This is a genomic window from Lacipirellulaceae bacterium, assembly GCA_040218535.1.
Lineage (GTDB): Bacteria > Planctomycetota > Planctomycetia > Pirellulales > Lacipirellulaceae > Adhaeretor.
Window position 1 is genome coordinate 892,451 of the sequence record JAVJRG010000012.1, and the last position, 17,525, is coordinate 909,975.

Annotated in this window: 14 protein-coding genes; 3 read left to right on the forward strand and 11 right to left on the reverse strand. The window is 55.0% G+C overall.

Annotated features, from left to right (window positions below; genetic code table 11):
• Positions 1 to 50 precede the first annotated feature (50 nt).
• From RIB44_17685 to RIB44_17695, 3 genes are all read right to left on the reverse strand, one after another.
• On the reverse strand, positions 51 to 2,246 hold the full coding sequence (locus tag RIB44_17685) for an aspartyl protease family protein (GenBank protein MEQ8618406.1): 2,196 nt from the start codon (positions 2,244 to 2,246) through the stop codon (positions 51 to 53).
• A gap of 403 nt (positions 2,247 to 2,649) precedes the next feature.
• Positions 2,650 to 3,966, reverse strand: coding sequence for a UDP-glucose/GDP-mannose dehydrogenase family protein (locus RIB44_17690; GenBank protein MEQ8618407.1), 1,317 nt, complete (start codon positions 3,964 to 3,966; stop codon positions 2,650 to 2,652).
• 275 nt (positions 3,967 to 4,241) lie between these two features.
• Positions 4,242 to 6,236, reverse strand: coding sequence for an ABC transporter ATP-binding protein (locus tag RIB44_17695; protein ID MEQ8618408.1), 1,995 nt, complete (start codon positions 6,234 to 6,236; stop codon positions 4,242 to 4,244).
• 273 nt (positions 6,237 to 6,509) lie between these two features.
• On the opposite strand from RIB44_17695, the gene RIB44_17700 reads away from it, so the two are divergent.
• Positions 6,510 to 7,046, forward strand: coding sequence for a hypothetical protein (locus RIB44_17700; GenBank protein ID MEQ8618409.1), 537 nt, complete (start codon positions 6,510 to 6,512; stop codon positions 7,044 to 7,046).
• A 166-nt stretch (positions 7,047 to 7,212) separates the two neighbouring features.
• Here RIB44_17700 and RIB44_17705 read toward each other — a convergent pair whose 3' ends face one another.
• From RIB44_17705 to RIB44_17720, 4 genes are all read right to left on the reverse strand, one after another.
• Positions 7,213 to 8,505 (reverse strand): beta-ketoacyl-[acyl-carrier-protein] synthase family protein, encoded by a 1,293-nt coding sequence (locus RIB44_17705; GenBank protein MEQ8618410.1) that lies wholly within the window; start codon positions 8,503 to 8,505, stop codon positions 7,213 to 7,215.
• Positions 8,506 to 8,604: 99 nt separating this feature from the next.
• Positions 8,605 to 9,123 (reverse strand): 3-hydroxyacyl-ACP dehydratase FabZ family protein, encoded by a 519-nt coding sequence (locus RIB44_17710; GenBank protein ID MEQ8618411.1) that lies wholly within the window; start codon positions 9,121 to 9,123, stop codon positions 8,605 to 8,607.
• 3 nt (positions 9,124 to 9,126) lie between these two features.
• Positions 9,127 to 9,516 carry an acyl carrier protein gene (locus tag RIB44_17715; protein MEQ8618412.1) on the reverse strand — a complete coding sequence of 130 codons (390 nt, stop codon included), beginning with the start codon at positions 9,514 to 9,516 and terminating at the stop codon, positions 9,127 to 9,129.
• 125 nt (positions 9,517 to 9,641) lie between these two features.
• A complete protein-coding gene (locus tag RIB44_17720) occupies positions 9,642 to 10,142 on the reverse strand; it encodes a 3-hydroxyacyl-ACP dehydratase FabZ family protein (GenBank protein MEQ8618413.1) in 501 nt (166 codons plus the stop codon).
• A 380-nt stretch (positions 10,143 to 10,522) separates the two neighbouring features.
• On the opposite strand from RIB44_17720, the gene RIB44_17725 reads away from it, so the two are divergent.
• Complete coding sequence (locus RIB44_17725) at positions 10,523 to 11,092, forward strand: hypothetical protein (GenBank protein ID MEQ8618414.1); 570 nt, start codon at positions 10,523 to 10,525, stop codon at positions 11,090 to 11,092.
• Between the two features lie 349 nt (positions 11,093 to 11,441).
• On the opposite strand, the gene RIB44_17730 is transcribed toward RIB44_17725, so the two are convergent.
• The 3 genes from RIB44_17730 to RIB44_17740 form a co-directional block, all read right to left on the reverse strand.
• Entirely contained in the window at positions 11,442 to 13,085 is a 1,644-nt protein-coding gene (locus tag RIB44_17730) for a serine/threonine-protein kinase (protein ID MEQ8618415.1), read from the reverse strand.
• A 497-nt stretch (positions 13,086 to 13,582) separates the two neighbouring features.
• A complete protein-coding gene (locus RIB44_17735) occupies positions 13,583 to 14,350 on the reverse strand; it encodes a hypothetical protein (GenBank protein ID MEQ8618416.1) in 768 nt (255 codons plus the stop codon).
• A gap of 76 nt (positions 14,351 to 14,426) precedes the next feature.
• A complete protein-coding gene (locus RIB44_17740; protein MEQ8618417.1) occupies positions 14,427 to 15,323 on the reverse strand; it encodes a DNA-formamidopyrimidine glycosylase family protein in 897 nt (298 codons plus the stop codon).
• A gap of 75 nt (positions 15,324 to 15,398) precedes the next feature.
• Between RIB44_17740 and RIB44_17745 the strand changes: the two genes are divergently transcribed.
• On the forward strand, positions 15,399 to 16,019 hold the full coding sequence (locus RIB44_17745; protein MEQ8618418.1) for a hypothetical protein: 621 nt from the start codon (positions 15,399 to 15,401) through the stop codon (positions 16,017 to 16,019).
• 331 nt (positions 16,020 to 16,350) lie between these two features.
• Here the strand turns inward: RIB44_17745 and RIB44_17750 are convergent, their stop codons facing one another.
• Positions 16,351 to 16,806 (reverse strand): toll/interleukin-1 receptor domain-containing protein, encoded by a 456-nt coding sequence (locus RIB44_17750; protein MEQ8618419.1) that lies wholly within the window; start codon positions 16,804 to 16,806, stop codon positions 16,351 to 16,353.
• Between the last annotated feature and the right edge of the window lie 719 nt (positions 16,807 to 17,525).

The following is a 17,525-nucleotide window of genomic DNA, read 5'->3' on the forward strand; positions in this document are numbered from 1 at the left end:
GGGAATTCTCTTCTAGTGTCAAGGCTGCCGAGAAGTTCTCCGGCGAACTGTTAGTTCGCGGCTGCTCGCCTTCTTCGCGTAACCGTCAAACTGCCAGCGAACAACAGTAAGGCAGTACTTGTCGGCTCTGGCACGAACCGCACGGCGATTCCCCCGCTGCCAAAGTTGCGTTGCCAGGTGAGGAAGTTGTCGCCGTCAAAGAAGTTGGCTTGCTGGGCGTAGCCCGCGTTCCAGGCAGCGACATCCTGCTCGTTCACTCCACCGTCGTTGTTGTAGTCGCCGGGCAAGATGACGATCAACGTGACGTCGTTCGTGCCGTACTCAAGAAGCCACTCGTAGTCTTCGCTCTCGGTGAGATGAAGTTCCTCGAAGAATCCTCCGATTCCCTCTGTCGTGCTAATGATCGTGAATTCGTCACCGATGTCTGGTGTGTAGTCGCTGATGATGTCGCCGACGACATTCACTTCGAGCGTACCACCAAGCTTCGCTTGGCCATCTACGAAAAGCTCGTCGAATTCTGTACCAGGGAGCGAGCCGCCGATTTCAAAGATCATACGACCCTCGCTACCATTGCCGTATCGTCCTTCGATCGTCAGAGAGCCAAACCCTTCACCTGGAGAAACGATACCATTGCGATTTTCGACTTGTCCTGGGATTGGGCCGCTTCCGGTGCTAATCGTCCCTGAGCCTTCGATTTTGCCCCCGAGGACTTCAACAAATTGCGTATCGAGCGTCCCTCCGTTGAGGCTCAGAATCCCGCCGGCTTCGATATTCGTTCCGCCGAAAGTGGTCAACGTGACCTCTGAGTCAATGTGAACGGTCATGGTCTTCGTGTTGGCATTTGGGTTCTCCGCCGAGATGTTCAATTCCCAAGCTTCCGCGTCGGCGGTGACTGACACACTCCGATTCCCAAAGAGATTATTCCGAACATTGGCAACGCCCAAGATGTCGGGCACTCCCGCCGCATCCCATTTACCAGGGTCGTTCCAAGAACCTCCGAACCCGTTGACTACAAATTCATGTTGCGTGGTCACCGGGTCGCTAATGTACAGGCTCGGGCTCGCTCCAGCGCCACCTAATGCTGGGTTGGGATCGATCACGAGATTCCGCCCGACAAGCAGGTTGGTTCCAATGATTCCATCGACGATGTTTCCCGGATCGCCAGGATTAGTGATGTCGAAAATGATAACCGGAACATTGTTCGCTGTGACGTTGCCGCCGATGGCTTGGATCGTTAGCGAGTCGAGAAAGTATCCAGGCAAGTCGAGCGTCAGCCCCCCGGAACCAATGATATCGATCGAGAAATCAGGTGTATCAAGTTGTACGTCGATGCCCAGTTGCAGCGCCTTTTGTTCCGAGAGCACACTGACACTTGCCCCCGAATCGAAGAACAAGTCTGAGTTATTCAACTGGACCCCATCATTCTCCAAGTTAGCCGTCAAGAACAAGGCTCCCGGTAACAAGGTTGGAAACATTGGGTTCTCATGGGGATTATCCAGGAAGTCAGGGTTGTTGAAATCGAAAACCCATGACGGGGGTTGTTGAAACGCTGCCCCAGGGTTGAGCGTCAACGGTGCCCGGCGTGTGATGCTTCCGCCGCCGCTTCCCAGCGGTTGGAAGTCGATCGCCGGCGTGCGTACCGTACGACCATTAAGCTCGAACACTTGTGGCTGGTCGGCATTGATATGCGTCGCGAACTGGCTTGCGAACGTAAGCCCAACGACATTGGGAAGGTCCGACGTCGCCGGCACGGTGATCAACGAAACGTTTGTTTGCCCTTCGAGCCCTGCGTGATCAATCACGAGCGGCCCGGTGCCAGTTCTGCTTTGTAGGCCGCCAGCATACAAGCCGACCGGATCATTCACATCAGCGAGAATCGTTCCCGTTGCACCACCGACGGGGACCGTAAACGTTCCGCGAAAGCCATCCGACTCACCGGGGTACGGACCGTCGATGTTGAAATTCGTGTCCGCCTCAGCGGTCAGCAAAGAAAGTCCCGCACCCGTGTCGAGGAGGGCAATGTCATAGAAGGCGGTGTCGTTCGCGCCAAGCAAGATTCCTCCTGGCGAGTCGCTGTAGTCCGCCGAAGTGATCAAGTCATCACGAAACTCGTTAGTTAGCGCGAAGCCGACTTGGGGTAAGAAACCTTCAATCGGTACGCCGGTGGCCAGCGATGTTTCGCAAGGCAACGCGCAACAGACGGTGAGCAGTGCGAGAAAACTTGCGCGGCAGCGAGTAAAAAACATGGGAGCGAAACCCTCGTGTCAGCGCAGGCAAACCACGCATCTGATCCGTTGCTCGCAACCTTGCGGCAAGAGAGAAGTAATCAATCGAACTGTCGGCCTCAGTACGCTTTGGCCTAACAGAAGATCAGTGTCGCCAGCCGGAATGACGAAGAAGGCCTCTTCTCGCAAGGCTCCGCTGGCTCAAAAAGGGAACCGTGCGCACGTATTCCCTACGTCCTAGGGTAAGCCAGCCGGTCGTTCGAGTCAAGAAATGACTATGAAACAAGGGTTTCATATACACCATTCGAGCCCAATAGCCGCGGCTCAACGAGCCGCCGGAAAGGCAGTTTTGTGGCTAACCACTGAGCAGATTCCCGGCGGCTCGTAGAGCCGCGGCTGGGGGTTCTGCCAGTTCGTCTAGCACTCACGCTGGCGAGACCGAAGGACGACCGATGCTGTGGTAGGTGTAACCACGGCGCTTCATGCGTTCCGGCTCGTATAGATTTCGTCCGTCGAAGATCACCGGCGAGGCCATTAGCTGGTACATCTCGGCGAAGTCGGGCGAGTGGTAGTCCTTCCACTCGGTCATGATCACCAGGGCGTCAGTCCCTTCGACTGAGCCCATGCGGCGGTCGCAATAGGTGAGCTTGTCGCCGTAATCGGCTTTCACGTTCTCGACTGCTTCAGGATCGTGGACGCGGATCTTTGCACCTTGTTCCAGGAGCCAGTCGATCAGCACCAATGCCGGTGCTTCGCGAATGTCATCGGTGCGGGGTTTGAAAGCAAGCCCCCAAACGGTGACTGTCTTGCCATTGAGGTCGCCGTCGAAGTGTTCTTTGATCTTTTCAATCATCACCGTCTTTTGACGCTCGTTCACTTCATCAACGCTGCGGAGCATCTGCGGCACGACGCCATGCTGCTCGGCCATTGCGGAAAGCGCCCGAACGTCTTTCGGGAAGCAGCTCCCGCCGTAGCCAACGCCAGGGAACAAGAAGGCAAAACCAATGCGGCTGTCATGACCGATGCCGCGACGCACGTCGTTAATGTCGCCACCCATCTTCTCGCACAGATTGGCCATCTCGTTGATGAAGCTAATCTTTGTGGAAAGCAATGCGTTTGCCACGTATTTGGTCATTTCCGCGCTTTGCGGCGACATCGAAAGAAACGGTTTCTCAGTGCGCAAGAACGGCTTGTAGAGTTGATGGAGCAGATCACTATCTTCCTCGTCACGGACACCGACGACCACGCGATCAGGCTTCATGAAGTCGTCGATCGCAGCCCCTTCTTTCAGGAACTCCGGGTTACTCGCAACGCGACAGTTGCGACCTGTGAATTCTTTGAGCATCGAGTAGATGCGCTCGTTGGTTCCCACTGGTACCGTGCTCTTGGTGACAACCAATGCGTCTTCACGCATATGCGGTGCGATTGCTTCAACCACCGCCCACATGGCCGAAAGGTTGGCCGCTCCGTCATCGCCCTGGGGCGTTCCGACTGCCAAATAGATAACGTCCGCTGGCTTAACTGCGGCAGGAAGATCGGTCGTGAAGTGCAACCGTTTGGCTTCGTAATTATGCTGCACCATCTCGGTGAGCCCAGGCTCGTAGATGGGGATGATACCCTTGTTCAGGTTATCGATCTTCTTTTGATCAATATCGATGCACGTCACATCGTTGCCCGTATCGGCAAAACAAGTTCCGGTCACAAGGCCCACATAGCCGGTGCCGACGACAGCAATCTTCATCGCAGGTAGTCCTGAGTTCTAAGAAATAAATCAGATAGGGGTCAGAGAGGTGGGAGCCTAGGCGGTTGCCAGGCTGTACTTCACGGGGAGTCGTTCGCCCTCTAGCCAAGATTGGCCATCGGTTAAACTTACCAGCATAATTGCCTTGGGCAGGTAAGCAAAGCATCTGGACGAGAAAAGTGGAGGGACCGCCATGGGTGACGCTCAATTACCCTGGGCCATGCTGCCAAGAAACGGCGGAACGCCACAGAAGGCGCTCCCTGCAGGGGTAGGGATTATGCCGCCTCGCGGTGATCAAGATGAGCCAGACGCCTGAATAGCTCACAGCGTTCTGCTAGCTCTTCGAATTTGCCGACATCCGCAATACGGCCCTGTTCCATCACGACAATCCGATCCGCCAGCGCAAGTGTGCTAGGCCGATGCGTGATCATAAAGGCGGTGCGGCCTTGGACGAACTCTTCGAGCACTTCATGGATGAGCCGTTCGCTCTCAACATCAATCTGGCTGGTGGCCTCGTCGAGGATCAAGATTTCCGGGTCACGGAGGATTGCCCGCGCGAGGGCGATACGCTGACGCTGTCCGCCGGAGAGCCGCCCTCCCCTGGTGCCGACGACGGTCTCATAGCCGTCGCTCAATTTACTGGTGATAAACTTGTGAGCGTGAGCACGCTTAGAGGCAGCAATGACATCTTCATCGGATGCGCCAGGAGTGCCGTATCGAATGTTCTCGGCCAAGGTATCGTCGAACAACAGCGTCTCTTGAGTCACCACTCCAATGCGACCGCGGAGATCGCGAATACGCACGCTTCTCAAGTCCACACCGTCAATCGCCACGGCACCTTGCTTTGGATCGTAGAACCGCGGCAGTAGGTTCATCAGTGTACTCTTGCCGCAACCATTGGGTCCGACCAACGCGATTGTCTCGCCCGGTTGGATCGTCAGGTCGATGTTCTTGAGAACAGGCTCTTCTTCCTTGTAGGAGAATGAAACGTCGCGGAACTGAATCCGCCCCAACTTCCTTGGAAGCACTACGGGGACGGAAGGATCAGCAACTTCAGTTTCACGGTCGAACAATTCAAACAAGTGATCCGACGCGGCGAACGATTGTTGCAAACCGTTGAAGATGCCCGACAGACGACGAATCGGGTCGCTCGCCCCAGCGAGAAAACCGTAGAACAGTGTCAGCCACCCGTGGGTCAATGGCTCGTCACTAATTCGAATTCCTAGGAGGTGCGTCTGCTGATTCAGTACGAGATAGCCACCAGCCACCACTGCCGCGACGATCATGCCGATGCCCATCATTTCGGTCAGCGGGCTAACGAGCGAATCGTAGAAGGCGATCCGCATTGATTTTCGGTAATACTGCTTCGATTGCTGGTGAAAACGGCTCCGCTCACGGGATTCACTTGTGAAGGCTTTGACGACTTTCAAGCCGCTAAAAGTCTCTTCGAGGCGATCGTAAACCAATGACAGCTCTTCCAATGCCTTGCGGTTCGCCCGCTTCAGCGCCTTGGCCAGCCAGTGAATTGCATAGCCGCTCAGCGGTGCAGAGATCATCGTCAACAACAACAACTGCCAGCTAATCCAAGCCGCTCCTGCGAGGCAGACAACAATCATCAACGGCGCACGCAGTGCCGTACCGAACACTTGATTCGTACCGTAGGCGGCCAGGTTGACGTCGCCCGTGAAGCGATTCATCAAATCGCCGGGAGAGGTTTGTCCGAACGTGCTTAAGTCGAGCCTGAGAGTGCGACGGTAAAACTGTTTACGGAGCTCGAAGGCCGTGAGATGACGCAATCGTGCGGTGCAGAAGGCCCCCATGATGCGGAACAGACTCTTGATGACCGTCCCCAGAAACAATCCCGCGCAGACCAGGGCTAACGTCGTAAAAGCGGTCGTGGGTAGATACTCGTGCGCGAGCGGTGCCCAACGTTGGAGCTGAGCAAGCTTCGTTTCCTTCCTGCTAATTTCGCTATTCAAGTAGCCGAGTTCTTGCCGCGCCTGCTTCTCGTCTTCATTCTTGGCATCTAATGTGTCACGGATTTCGGCCGCAGACTGGTTAAGATCTGCCAGTTCGCTTTGTGTCGCGACGATGTTCTCGTCGACGTACTGCGGAATCGACTTCCCCGCCATCACGATGTCGACGATCGGATAGATGGCCGTGATGTTCCCGCCCCAGAGCAGTGCAATCGAGAGCGAACAGCAGACCGAGGCGATCACCGTGATACGGTGTCGCAATGCAATTCGAAGGACGCGAAGAAAGTTGTTCATCGAAGTATCAGGGCGGTCAGGCGACCGAAAAATGCTAGCAGTGGTGTCGACGTCCTAGAGACGCGTCGCGGTTTGTAGCAAACGATTCCACTGCAAGCGAGACGAAAAACGCCTTTTGTTGGATTCTGACGATTTTGCCGCCGATACCTATTTTGCGAGCTATTCCGCTGCACCCGTGATGCGGTAGCTCCGGGCGTTTCGCCTGACCATCGGAAGATAACTTGAAACAACGCCACCCGTGTGGCCGCGAAAGTATCCTGGGGGGGATCAACGATGAAGAACTTGTCTCTATTGGTAGCCGTCTGCTGCCTGCTAGCAACCGGCTGTGCCTCGTCGGGACTCTTGGGTGGAGGATGCGGCGACTGCTGCGAGCCCTGCCACGTTTCGCGTTCGAACAGCGCTCCACGACCACAAATTTGCCGCGATGCTTGCCTGCCTTGCAACGGAGGACTGGGACTGTTCAATCGCGACAAAGGTTGCGAAGTCGCCTGTGGTTGCGAAATGGATTGCTGCGAAGATGGCTGCTGCGACAGCGGTTGTTGCGGTGACTGCTGCGACTGCGATATCTGCCAGCAAGGGTTGCTCGGCAAGAATCGTAGTTGCCGCGATTGTATGAACCGTTGTGATGATCGGTGTCGCCAGGGAATCGGTCGCATTGCTTCAGGCTTCTGCCCTAACAGTGCAGGCTATCCCGCGTCTTATAACTACAATCCTGGTCCACAAACCGGCCAAGTTGCTTATCCCTACTACACCGTCCGGGGGCCACGCGACTTCTTGCAAGCCAATCCGACCCGTATCGGGCCTAACTGACCAAACCATTTTGGGCTAAGCCACAAGTGGTAATCAGCGTGCAAGGAAGCACGGACACGCCAACCGCCTTACGCATGCACGGAAGCATGTCCGGCGGTTGGCTTTTTGTTCTTGAGTCGATGCCATTCGACTCAGAAGGAGAGCTTCTCGAATGAAGACTTCTACGCTAGACCTCGCTCACAACGAGCGTGATATTCTGCCCGCCGAAGCCGAAGCTGTTGGTTGCAACCGTCTTGCACTGATGGTCGCGGGCTGCGTTGGGGACGTAGTCGAGATCGCAATTCGGGTCGGGCGTTTCGTAGTTAATCGTGGGCGGAACGACATTCTCGGCTAGCGTCTTCAAACAAATAATGAGCTCAGTGGCACCCGCGGCGGCAATCAAGTGCCCGGTCATGCTCTTGGTACTGCTGACCGGAACTTTGTAGGCATAGTCGCCCATCGACTGCTTAATGGCGAGCGTCTCGACTTTGTCGTTCACTGCGGTGCTGGTGCCGTGTGCGTTGACGTAGTCGATTGTCTCAGGATTGATCCCGGCGTCTTCCATCGCCATCTTCATGCAAGCCGTGCCGCCACGGCCCTCGGGATGCGTGTCGGTAATGCGGAACGCATCGGCCGTCGTGCCGTAGCCGGTGATTTCCCCATAGATGTGCGCTCCACGAGCTTTGGCATGTTCGTACTCTTCAAGCACGACAATCGAAGAGCCTTCGCCCAGCACGAACCCGTCGCGGTTCAAATCAAAGGGCCGGCTTGCTTTTTCAGGCTCGTCGTTGCTTTCGCTCAATGCGGTCAGCAGGTTGAACCCGGTAACGCCGAACGGATGGATCATGCTATGCGCGCCGCCGGAGATCATCGCATCCGCTTCGCCGCGGCGAATGATTTCCGTCGCTTCACCGACAGCCTGAACGCTAGCGGCACAGGCCGTCAGGCAATTCACATTAGGGCCTTGGGCGTCGAACATGCTGGCCAAGTAAGCTGAAGGCATATTGGGTTCTTGCTCAAGCTCTGCCACAGGGTCGAGAATATCTAACCCCGCCTCGACGAACTTCTTGAGGGAGAACTCGCCAGCCTCAGCTCCATCACCACCGGCTGTGGCAGTAACGACCATTTGGGCGAAGCGATGAAAATCTTGCTGGCCTTCACCCGCGCCTAGGTAAACTCCCAGTCGTTCGGGTGCTACCGTGCCGACAATCCCTGAGCCTTCAACTGCCTGCTTTGCAGCCCCGGCAGCAAAGGTGGTGTGATTACTTCGCGACTTCCAAACCTCAGGGTCTTCGCCCACCGAAGCGATCGACCAATTGCGAACTTCGGCTGCAATCGTCGTCGGGAAGTTTGCCTCGGCAAGCCTCTCTGAGCGTGCAACGCCCGACTTGCCGTCGAGTAAATTCCGCCAAAGCTCAACAGGCGTGGTGCCCAGCGGTGTGACACAACCGATACCAGTAACGACAACGCGACGACGCATGGGGGGAAACTCCCTGAAAGAAGTTAGCCGCCGAGCTTGCTCGGCGCTCGGATTGTTCTTGCAGCCACGCGTCGACCAAGGTCGGCGGCTAACACTCGGTTAACTCAGCGGATAATCTTCCTGCTTCAGCCGATTACCATCCTTATCGACTCCCACTTCAAACACGCGCACTAGGTTCAGCCAGTGCCGCAGGTCGGTCGGCTTGAATAACGCGGCTCCGATCTTTTCTTCGATCTCTTCACCCAAACGCGCGTACATCAGTTGTACTTCGGCATGTAGTCGTTCGCCAACATGTGCTGTTGCCGTCACCTGAGCGCTGTCGGCGCGTATCCAATCCGCGTTGACGCGGTAGGTCAATGTCTCGCCGGGTCGCACGCGGCTATGGAACTTCGCCTTCGCAAGCTTCGCCAACACCACCAACTCGCCGAACTTGTAGTGCTCGCTGACCAGCAACCCGCCTGCCTGCGCAATGCCCTCGGTGACTAGCGAATTGGGCATGATCGGATAGCCGACGAAATGATCATGCAGGTGATCTTCCGCCAGCGAAACACCCTTCACCGCCACAGCATGCGAGCTGCTGACAAACTCCGTGAATCGGTCAATCCAAAACCAACGCATGGGCTAAGCGGCCTTTAGTTTATGCTCAACGAAGTTGCACATATCTTGCACGGTGAGTTGTTCAGCCAAATTCTGCACGGCAGGGTTGGCTTCAAACTTGCTCAGATCAGCGAACGGCATTCGTTCTTTCAGGGCGGCGATTCCCGCTTCGTTCATCTTGCCATCCTCAACGTATTGGGCATCGTTGAAGAGGTCTTCGGGAAAGAGTTCGCCCCGTTCGATCTTGATGTCGAACGACTTTTCCAGACGAAAGACAATATCGAGAAAGTCGATCGACTCCGCGTCGAGATCGCCACGTAGCGTGGCAGTCGGTGTCACTTCATCATCATCCACGCCGAGCGCATCGACGAGAGCTTCCTGGACTTTTTCAAAAACTTCTTCTTGAGACGGCATCGTACTGATTAACCTCCAGCGGTGTCTGAGCAAGCTGCCGGTACACTTACGCGGCACGCGTCGCTCGTTAGTTTCGATTTGAGTTCTATAAGTGATTTGTAATGATTCGCTAACGCGCGAAATCCTTAGGCGGTGGCGGCTTCGACCTCGGCGTTCATTCGCCGGGTGAGGATTTCACATTGAGCACGTTGTAGCTCGATCATGCCTCGATCTAATTCTTCGTGTCGGGGCTCGTCGTCAGTGAGGTTCGCGCACTCAACGGAAAGTCGCCCACTGACGCACAGTCGATCGTCAACGGTGCCGCGGAATTTCATCCCAACGATGTTGCCCTCACGCTTGCTCTGTTGCACGGTAATCGTCAGCGTCTTGCCCGGCGTGACAAAATCAACGAAACGAAGTGACTTTGCTTCGTGCAAAGTAATGATGCTGTGCTGAAAATCTTCGCTCAATCGAACCAGCCAAGCCGCCGCCTGAGTTGCCGCTTCTAACATGAACACGCCCGGCAGCACGGGGAACTCCGGGAAGTGATCCGCCAGGTATTCCTCACTCAGCGAAACATTCTTCACCGCCGTCAATTCGGCATCCGGCTCGTATGAGCTAATCCGATCAAGCAGTGAAAACTTCATGACAACGGGTCCTTGAGCCGCAATCTACGTGTGCGACAAGCAATCGTCGGTTGGCGGTTTAGGCGATCTTCGCAAGCCAGCGAAGGTCGAAAATTTAGCCTTGTAATATAGCCTGAGGGCCAATCTGGGACAACGGGGACTGCTGAGGGGTTGTTGCCGTGTTATTCTGCACGATATGAACGAAACCGGTCATCAATCTGATTCCCGCTCGCCGACCTTGCGAACTGTACGTATCGAGAATAACACTCCTGTAGAGCGATTGGCGACGGCACACGGCATGTGGACCTATGCTCGCGACCTAATCCGTCGAGTCCTTCGCAGGGAGCACCCGGATTGGGAGCAAGAGCAAATCGATCAAGAGGTTGCGCGGAGGCTCTCTGGTGGATCAAGCTAGCCTTCTGCACTTCCTTTGCACGCAATTGAATCGACTCAACATCGGCTATTTCATTACCGGCTCTCATGCAACCATCGTCTACGGTGATGTTCGTTTTACCAATGACATCGATGTGGTGATTGATGTTAGTCCGGCAGACTTGGAGGCCTTTTGCACTGCGTTTCCAGAAGAGGATTTCTACTTGAGCCTACCAGCAGCACGACAAGCATTGGCGGATCGCGGAATGTTCAACATCATTCATCCTTCAAGCGGTTTGAAAATCGATGTCATCATTGCCAAAGATACCCTATTCAACCGCTCAAGAATGAATCGTAGCGTAAGATTTTCGATTGCCGATGACTGCGAGGCGAGATTCTCCTCACCAGAAGACATCATCGTGCAAAAGCTTCAGTGGCATCAAATGGGCGGGGGCGAGCGTCACTTAGAAGACATTCGAGGTGTTCTCAAGCGGCAAGAAGAGAAACTTGATCGACAATACATCGCCGAACAAGCAGATTCTCAAAACGTCCTAGATCTTTGGGTCGCGATTCTTAAAGAAGTTAAAGACGACGGCTAGCCAGCGGAATCAAGAGCAAAGACTAGGTGTTCTAAAACCCTCGTAACGTGTCCTTGTATTTGCCGCATTTGCAATTGCATCTCCAAGCTGAGTCACTCAGGGCTTCTAATTGAATAATGCCGTTGCAATCGTCGCATTCCAAACAACACTCCCCAGTTTGCTCGAAGATGCGAAAAGCTTCGACGAGAACCTCTAGTTTGTCAGAGGGCCGACTTCCCTCAGTCTTGCCAGGCGTTTCCATACTGAATTCCCTCGAAGGCATGCGACTCAGGGCCTTTCTTATTCTATTCGTAAGATTCATGCAATTCGTGGACAATACAGACCTGAGAGAGCGGCCTCGTATACACACTCAATTCCCTGCGTCCAACGCTCGTAGCTGCTCCATAGCCTGCTCGACCAGCGGCGTCAGTTCCTGATTGTCGCCATACAGCGCTTCGATCCCGCTCAGTAGCCGCCGGGCGGCCAGTTTGTTGCCCTCTTCGGCTAGCTCCGCGGCTTCGGCAAGTTTCTCCTCAATGAATGCGGCGAGGTCGTTCTGCCCTTCGCGATCACTGGCAATGCGCTCCGACGCTTGTTCAGCGAGTTTTGCAAAGGCTCGATCCTCCAATTCCTCACTTTCGCTGAACAGCTTGGTCACCGCCTCGTACTTCTTCCAGGCGGTTAGCCGGTCGCCGAAATCTTCGTAGCGCATGGCCTCAGAGTAGCGACGTTCAGCTTCGGACCGTTTCGACGCTTTCCTTAGGGCCGGATTCTCAGCTTTGCGCTGAGCACGGTACATGGCGTACCGAAGATCAAACTCTGAGATCGGCTCCGCGTATTGCGAGTTCGGAAAACGTTCTCGCAGTTCTTTCAAATACTGAGACTCCGCCTGCCGCCAGTCGTCGGGGTCGTCAGAAGCCATCAATGGTTCTGCCTTGGCGAACAGGGCCTCTTCACTTTCGGGAAGCATCGTCCAGACACCAATGCCAATCAGTGCCGCTAAAGACAAAGCCAGGAACCAAGCTTGTTCGTAAAACGGCGAGTCGTCCTTCTTGCGAGTTTTCCGCCGGGCGATTTTCTTCAACTCGCTACGGTCTTTGTCCATCGACAGCGCACCTTGCTGGCCCGACATGCCGTGTGCTGCCGCACCAACTCCCGCGGCAACTTTCCGACGCGCGTTCACAATAGCACGGTGTGCCTCTTCAGCCGTTGCGAAGCGATCCGCACGCTTCACTTCCAGCAGCTTCGCTACCAACGCATCAAGCCACACTGGTGCATTGAGCACCGTCGCCGAGACGCGCGGCGCGGGTGCGGCTCGGCGAGCTTCGATCAACTCCGCGGGCGAATTGGCAGGCCAAGGATACTCGCCCGTCAGCGACCGATAGAGAATCACCCCGAGGGAAAACAAATCGCACGCCGGCAGATCCTTCGAGCTTCGCCCGCGGAACTGCTCGGGGGAGAGGTAGTGAGCCTTGTCCATCGGCGAACGCAGCCCCAGCACTTCATCCCGATCCGCCCACGTCGCGTCGAGCCCTGTCAGCTTGAGGCCGACTTCGCCTTCCTCGGTTAGCTGATCCGTAAGCAGCACGTGCGCGGGAGTCAACCGCCGATGGACCACCTCTTTGCTGTGCAAGTACACGAGCGCCTTGCCGAGGGCTTCGGCGATTTCGACCGCCCCTTCCCAAGCGAGTTTCCCACGCCGCTGAAGTTGCGCGGCCAGGGACTCGCCTTCGACCAACTCAAGGGCTAAGTAAGGCTGCCCGCCATCAATGGCCCCGCCATACAGCCGGGCCACATTTGGGTGCTCAAGCTTTTGCAGCCGACGCACGTCCTCCATAAAGTTGTTCCCGCCGAGCGCATCCTGCACGACGCTGGGGTCGACGAGCTTAATCGCCATCGAACGCTTGAGTTCAAGATGCACCCCGCGCAGGACATTACTGTCCGCCCCGTTTTGATTGTCAACGGGTCCCAACGGCGATTCCAGCGCAAAAGGACCAATGCGAGAGCGTTGCATGAGAAGTGTTTCGTGTTGGTGTGGCCCCTCAGTTTTCCATTTTAGTTGGAGATTCAGAAACGACAAACCTTAGAGACGAGAGGCCAGAGGCGAGGGACGAGCATATTTCTTCAAGACTTACTCGCCCTTCGCCTCTCACCCCTATCCCCTCAAAAAAAGATGGACGTCCACCATTCGACCAGTCGCGCGCCGTCCTTGGCTTCGCCCCGTTCGTCGCTTCTCCACAAGCCGCGTTTCGCGAATAGCTACTGAGGGATCCAGCCCACACCCCCGGGCAGCGCGGCTGCCGATCCCGCTAAAGATCGGTGCGTGCTGTTTTTAAGCGTGTGCCATCACCCGCTGGCCGTCCGCCGCTGACGCTTGCGAGAAGTCGCCGTCGAACGAGGGTCTATTTTAAGGATTTGGTGTGCGGATGCAGCAACGATTTTTGGCCGGGTGGGTTTGCTCACTCGAAGTCCCTATGGTCAATCGTATCTGATGGATTAACTAGGCTGGTGCTACTCTATCTCCACCCCACCCAGCACCGTATCCAAATGCGACGTGATCGCCGCCGCCCAGCGGATGTAGCCGTTGCGGTTGAGGTGGAGCTTGTCGCCTAAAAACAGCTCCGCCCGTGCGTGGCCTTCAGCGTTGAGGTAAATGCTTTCGGTGCCGATGAAGTGTGTGTTCTTCTGTTGCTGGCAGAACTTGCGCACCAGGAAGTTCCCTTCGCGGATCTTGGACCATGCTTTCTGTCGTGATTCGGTCGGCGTCACGGCGACATAGAAAATCGCCGCTTCGGGTTGATGCTTTCGCGCGATCGCGTGGACACCGGCGAACAACTGCACGACTTCCTCCGGCGTGCGGTCGTCAGCGCGACCGACAATGTCGTTCCCAACAAAGAACACCACCGCGCGAAACTTGTGCGGCGTGATCAGTCGCTCAGCAAACACCGCAACGTCAGTCCAACGAGCTCCACCGTAGCCGCGTTGGATCGGGTGATAGGGCGACATATCCGCAGCGATGTCTTTCCACAGCCGAATGCTGGAACTTCCGATGAACAGAATCGCATCGTCAGGATGCTTCTCGACTTTGTCTTTCGCTTCGAGAGCGGCGATGGCCTCCGACCACTTTTCGAGTGCCGGCTTGCGAAACGGTTCGAGATCGAACGGCCTAACGGCAGTTGCTGATTCTTTGGCGACGAGGACGGTCGACGACGTCGCCAATACACAGAGTAGTAAGCTGGCTGAGAGGGTTGATCGCAGTTGCTTGAAATTTTCGAACATCGAAGGATTCTCCGGCGACTCGTAGAGTCGCGGCTGGTTGACATTACGAAATGAAAAGGCGGACTCTTCCTGACCACTAAGTCTGACACTTCGTACAAAAATAAATCTTTCGCGAACCGACCATCGCTGTGTCGATCATCGTATCACATTTGCCGCACCAGTCATGCTTGTAGACGAGTAATCGCTCTTCGCGATTCATTTTGCTGGGCGTCTTACCGATGTCTTTGGGGTCGGCGATGATGATCTTGTTGTACTTCACGCCGGTCTTGAGCAAGTCGACTAACAGTTTCCACATCTGGTCGAACTCGTCACGCGAAACTTCTTTGCCGGGACGTTCTGGGTGAATGCCAAGCAAGTGGAGAACTTCAGCACGGTAAACGTTCCCCACGCCAGCGATCACCGCTTGGTCGAGGATCAGTGCGCCGATCGCTTTGCGACTCTTCGTGATCTTTTCCCACGCAGCTTCCGGTTCCGCATCTTTGCGCAAAGGGTCGGGGCCAAGGCGGGCGAGGATGGCATCGACGGCTTCCGGCTCCAGCAACTCGCAGCGTGTGGGGCCGCGGAGGTCGAACATCTTCTTCTCGCCGATCATCCGCACCCGCACAGCACCCACGGGCTCGGGGGCGGGTAACTTATGCGTACGGAACTTCCCGTACAGACCCAAATGAATATGCAGCGTCGCCGCGGGCTTTTTGCCTGACTTCTTCCAACGATAGAACAAGTGCTTGCCGTAGGCTTCGATTGAGTCGAGCTTGCGACCGCTCAGTTCTTTCGCACCGTCAGCGAATCGCCCCTGCGGCGAACTGACTTTGAGTTTCTGCCCCACATAATCACGGGTATGATCACGTGCGAGCCGGTGGATGGTGTGGCCTTCAGGCATGGAAAGACTTTCTGCAAGCTGGTTGTGGATGATCACGTTACCGCAGAAGCCATCGGTTACCAACCGTTCGGCTATAGCTGTTTTCGGAACCACGAATCGAACGAATCACACGAATATGAGAAAGCAGCTAAACTAAAGCCTTAGCAGTCGAAACACTATTCATCATTCGTGAAGATTCGTGTCATTCGTGGTTCCGAAATGACCTACACCTTCCGCCCCAATCTGTTCGTCAAGCAACGCACCGTGCGGCTCACGGATCGCGGGATCGAGCAGCTTGCCCCTGACGGTTCCGTCAAGCGGACGATCCCCTACCGCGAAGTCCAATCGATCAGCGAAGTGATCGGCGGGCTGGGACACGATCCCCAGAGCGGTGCCTTCGTGCAGCAGTACGTCACGATTAAAGGTTGCGGCTCATTGACCATCAAAGGCTTTAGCTACCTCGGGGCACATAGCAAAACGAGCATCAAGGCAACCAACAACGCCGACGAGTACGAGCCGCTCGTCAGGCGGCTAAAGGAGCGTCTCGTCGCCAACAACCCCAACGTGCAACTGATCGAAGGGCATCTGTTTGCCAGTCTCATGGCCTGGTTCGTCTTTCTACTCTGCTTGGTCGGCCTGCCGTTGCTTGCCATCTCCGGATTGTTCTACGGAAAAGGAACCTTCTGGGAACGAGCCGGCGTCGCGCTGATCGTTCTCGTGATGGCCGGACTCTTAGGCCTGCCTTGTCGAAGCCTCGCGACGCACTACTGGCCGAAGAAGCGACGGTTGGCGGAGACATTGGAGGGGTGAGTGATTAGGGTGAGAACTTTCAATCTTGCGCGAACCCAGAAATCCCATTTCTGATCGAAGTGTTTACGCCGAAGGCGTTAAATAACATAGCCTAGGGTTAGCCGACAGCGAGCCCCAGCGAGCAGGCGGCTTACCCTAGGTTTGGAGTTTGTCTATAGAGTCGACCGAGCAAAGAGCGCTGCCTTTGCGAAAACTGAGGTCGAGGTCGAAAGAGGAACGGTATCCTCAGTAGAGAATCGATAGGTTGCTATGATTCTTATTGTGTAGTGTAAAAAAGATTCGATATGCGATGAATTTTTGAAATTGAAATGTGACGTTCAGTTATGGAGTGTCATGTCGCGAGAACATCTGCAATTTGAGAAGCGATCTCATCCAGCGTCGATATGGCAGTATTCAGCGCGAGCTTGTCGGCTAGCGAAGGGCTATATCCGATGACCTCTGCCTTAGTGACTTTGTGCCAAACCGGAAGGATGACTTTACTGCCTCCCATTTCCTTTTGAACTAATCCATCAAGCTCGTACTGCGGCCAGTTTTTTGCGAAGAATGCAGGAGACAAAACAACTATTCCGAAACGAGACTTTGAGAGGCCCTGGTCAATTGATCTACGGAGGCTATCGCCAATACGTAATTGGAATTCGTCATACCATACGTCAAACTCCTTCTCGCGTAAAAGTTTTGCGAGAGGACGTACGATTACATCCTTGTCTTCACTGGCGTGCGAGATGAATACATCATGATCAGCTTGCGAATTGACGGTCGCGGTTTGATCAGACTTACCTAGTTGCAAGGCCGCCAAGTTTTCAAGCTGACGACGTTGTGCAGCAGCGAAAGCATCTTGAGCCCGCCGTATCTTCTTGAGCGAAGACTCCTGCTCTCGTTGCTGTTCCTTGAATAGATCTTGCTGTAAAGAGTGCAGTCGTTGAGTCTTATCAGCGATTCTTTTCGTTGCATCGGCTTTGGCACTTTGAATGCGTACAATATCATCTTGAAGGCGCTCGATCTCTCGAGACTTTGATTGTAAGCTCGAAGCACTCGTGTTCTTTGTGATGCTTCACTGGACGCTAGCGATGCGCGAAGTTTTTGCTGCTTCTTCTTTTGTTTTGTCGGTAAGTTTGCGTTGTGCGGATTGAATATCTCGCTGAACGCTGGTGATCGAAGACTGGATAGAGCTAATTGACATTGGAAGGATATTCACGAACCGAAAACAATGCCGCGATGTTATCAATGATGTGGAAATCGCGTATTCGCATAAGCTAATGGGCAAGGTGATGAGTCGAGTATAGCAAAGTCACGGTTTGTTGAATGTTTAGTTTGTCATCGTTCTTAATCGCATCTAGCAGTCCCTGGCCAAACTCCACTCCAGCACCTCACGCTCGCGTCTGGTAAAATACGTTCACAACGCCCTCCGAACAATCCCGACGAGCGTCGCATCCTCGTCGCGAAGTTTTGCCATACCCTTCAACTTCTGCTAAGCAGAAGTGTGCTTCGCAAGGCTTTGTAGAATCG

Excerpts from the sequence above, each read along its gene's own strand:
- RIB44_17685 (MEQ8618406.1), bottom strand. The coding sequence starts at position 2,246 with ATGTTTTTTACTCGCTGCCGCGCAAGTTTTCTCGCACTGCTCACCGTC.
- RIB44_17690 (MEQ8618407.1), bottom strand. The coding sequence starts at position 3,966 with ATGAAGATTGCTGTCGTCGGCACCGGCTATGTGGGCCTTGTGACCGGA.
- RIB44_17695 (MEQ8618408.1), bottom strand. The coding sequence starts at position 6,236 with ATGAACAACTTTCTTCGCGTCCTTCGAATTGCATTGCGACACCGTATC.
- RIB44_17700 (MEQ8618409.1), top strand. The coding sequence starts at position 6,510 with ATGAAGAACTTGTCTCTATTGGTAGCCGTCTGCTGCCTGCTAGCAACC.
- RIB44_17705 (MEQ8618410.1), bottom strand. The coding sequence starts at position 8,505 with ATGCGTCGTCGCGTTGTCGTTACTGGTATCGGTTGTGTCACACCGCTG.
- RIB44_17710 (MEQ8618411.1), bottom strand. The coding sequence starts at position 9,123 with ATGCGTTGGTTTTGGATTGACCGATTCACGGAGTTTGTCAGCAGCTCG.
- RIB44_17715 (MEQ8618412.1), bottom strand. The coding sequence starts at position 9,516 with ATGCCGTCTCAAGAAGAAGTTTTTGAAAAAGTCCAGGAAGCTCTCGTC.
- RIB44_17720 (MEQ8618413.1), bottom strand. The coding sequence starts at position 10,142 with ATGAAGTTTTCACTGCTTGATCGGATTAGCTCATACGAGCCGGATGCC.
- RIB44_17730 (MEQ8618415.1), bottom strand. The coding sequence starts at position 13,085 with ATGCAACGCTCTCGCATTGGTCCTTTTGCGCTGGAATCGCCGTTGGGA.
- RIB44_17735 (MEQ8618416.1), bottom strand. The coding sequence starts at position 14,350 with ATGTTCGAAAATTTCAAGCAACTGCGATCAACCCTCTCAGCCAGCTTA.